General features: G+C 69.9%; 1 protein-coding gene and 1 pseudogene. Both read right to left on the bottom strand.

Going from position 1 to position 2,565, the window contains the following annotated elements; genetic code table 11:
• Nucleotides 1–56: 56 nt before the first annotated feature.
• Nucleotides 57–200, bottom strand: a complete 144-nt coding sequence (locus RKP46_RS08250; protein WP_311106201.1) for a hypothetical protein — start codon at nucleotides 198–200, stop codon at nucleotides 57–59.
• A gap of 838 nt (nucleotides 201–1,038) precedes the next feature.
• Nucleotides 1,039–2,565 (bottom strand): annotated as a pseudogene (locus RKP46_RS08245) (WD40 repeat domain-containing protein); the annotation flags it as partial.

Raw genomic sequence — 2,565 nt, 5'->3', positions numbered from 1 at the left:
GCATTTCTTTGCGCCTCTCCAGCTTCCGTTTCGCCTCACCCATCTGGTGACCTCTGTCATCCGACAAAAAGCCACACATTGCCTGCGGTTCGGCCGGTTTGCACGCTGGTAACTGCGGTTTTCAGGATGATTGCGCTCACCTTCGTCGTCGGGCTGCTGCCGCTCATCGGCAACCGGTTCGCGAACCCGGCGATCGTCATCGTCAGGCTCGCCTATTCGCCGGCAGTGGCCATAGCCTCGCTGGCCTTCCTGATCGCCGACTCGCGGCGGCTGCCGCTGCCGATTCCTCGGCCGCCGCTGCCCCGCCAGCGATTGCCGAAGCGGCAGCGGCGTCGCCGGCGCTGGTCGGCGACGCCGCCGTGCCACATCAGCGCTGCTCGACTCGTGCCGGAAACGGCTTGCAGCGCGCCTGCGAACGCGCGATAACCACGGAAATGCGGTAGTCGATGTAATCGACACCGGCGATCGCACCGATCGCCGGTTTCCGGCTTTCGCGTTACCCGCCTTGCGCGCCAAGCGCGATCCAAGGACAGGCGGCTGGCGCCAGCGAACACCAACGCAACGCAAATCTTCAGCGAAGCCCGGCCGAACTCATCGCCGTCGATGGGCTCGACTGCCAATGGCTGCAGCAGTTGCTCAGCTTCAGCGTCCTGCGAAGGGCGTTCCCATCTGACGACCAGGTATTCGCGCTGCGCGCCGAGCAGTCGTTGGTCACATCGCTGAATCGGCCCGGCTGCGGACGGCGCGTCCGGCCATGTTCGGCATGGTCGCACGACTCCAGCTTTCGTAACCGGCAGCGGAAGCACTCCGATGCCCTCGGCACGCCCGGCCCAGCGGCCGAACCGCCGGCTGCAACCGGGCCGGCGGCGCCGGACGGCGGCGCCCGGCGACAACGCGTAAGCGGTATTAGCGGCTTTTCCCTGGCTCTCCCGGTATCCCGGTGCCCGGTGTCCCGGTGTCCCAGTTCCCTGCGTCCGGGAGCCTCGGCCAGCGGTCGCGCCGCGCGGCACTGCTTGCGGCGTGTGGCTCGGGTGTCCGTTACGGCGCGCGCCGGCTGGCGACGGGTTGCGGCTGCCAGGGGCTCGGACAGATCGCCGCCGGGGTGGACGACAGCGGATCGTCGTCGGGCGGCACCGGTAAGCCCGGGCATTGACAAGTGTAAGGAATGTCGGCGGCCACCCAACTGGCCCATTCCTTGCGGGTCATGTTGCGCGCCAGCTTGGCGCACAGCGCGTCGGCCCAGGAGTCGAAGACTGGCCAGATGCGCAGCGTATTATCCCCACTCCCGGAGACGATGCGCCGCCCATCGGGGCTGAAGGCAACGCTGGAAACGCTGTCGGCATCCCCGCGCAGCGGCTCGCCGATCGCCGCGCCAGTGGCGGCGTCCCACAGGCGCAGCGTACTATCCCAACTGCCGGAGACGATGCGCCGCCCGTCGGGGCTGAAGGCGACGCTGCTGACCCCTACGGTATGCCCGCGCAGCGGCTCGCCGATCGCCGCGCCGGTGGCGGCGTCCCACAGGCGCAGCGTTTTATCCCAACTGCCGGAGACGATGCGCCGCCCGTCGGGGCTGAAGGCGACGCTGCTGACCCCTACGGTATGCCCGCGCAGCGGCTCGCCGATCGCCGCGCCGGTGGCGGCGTCCCACAGGCGCAGCGTTTTATCCCCACTGCCGGAGACAATGCGCCGCCCGTCGGGGCTAAAGGCGACGCTGGTGACCCATTCGGTATGCCCGCGCAGCGGTTCGCCGATCGCCGCGCCGGTGGCGGCGTCCCACAGGCGCAGCGTTCTATCCCCACTGCCGGAGACGATGCGCCGGCCATCGGGGCTGAAGGCGAGGCTGGAGACTCGTTCGGTATGCCCCCGCAGCGGCTCGCCGATCGCCGCGCCGGTGGCGGCGTCCCACAGGCGCAGCGTAGCATCCCAACTGCCGGAGACGATGCGCCGGCCATCGGGGCTGAAGGCGACGCTGGAGACTCGTTCGGTATGCCCCCGCAGCTGCTTGCCGATCGCCGCGCCGATGGCGGCGTCCCACAGGCTCAGCGTTTTATCCTCACTGCCGGAGACGATACGCCGCCCGTCGGGGCTGAAGGCGACGCTGCGGACCCCTCCGGTATGCCCGCACAGCGGCTCGCCGATCGCCGCGCCGATGGCGGCGTCCCACAGGCGCAGCGTTTCATCCTCACTGCCGGAGACGATGCGCCGCCCGTCGGGGCTGAAGGCGGCGCTGCGGACCCAGTCGGTATGCCCGCGCAGCGGCTCGCCGATCGCCGCGCCGGTGGCGGCGTCCCACAGGCGCAGCGTTTTATCGTCACTGCCGGAGACGATGCGCCGCCCGTCGGGGCTGAAGGCGACGCTGAAGACCCATCCGGTATGCCCGCGCAGCAGCTCGCCGATCGCCGCGCCGGTGGCGGCGTCCCACAGGCGCAGCGTTTTGTCGAAACTTCCGGAGACGATGCGCCGCCCGTCGGGGCTGAACGCGACGCTGAAGACCCTTTCGGTATGGCCGCGCAGCGGCTCGCCGATCGCCGCGCCGGTGGCGGCGTCCCACAGGCGCAGCGTTTT

Source organism: Accumulibacter sp. (assembly GCF_031732815.1).
Lineage (GTDB): Bacteria > Pseudomonadota > Gammaproteobacteria > Burkholderiales > Rhodocyclaceae > Accumulibacter.
This window is presented reverse-complemented; position numbering and strand designations above follow the sequence as displayed.

What these genes read in the sequence shown, in the direction of transcription:
- RKP46_RS08250 (WP_311106201.1), bottom strand. Translation starts at nt 200, where the DNA reads ATGACGATCGCCGGGTTCGCGAACCGGTTGCCGATGAGCGGCAGCAGC.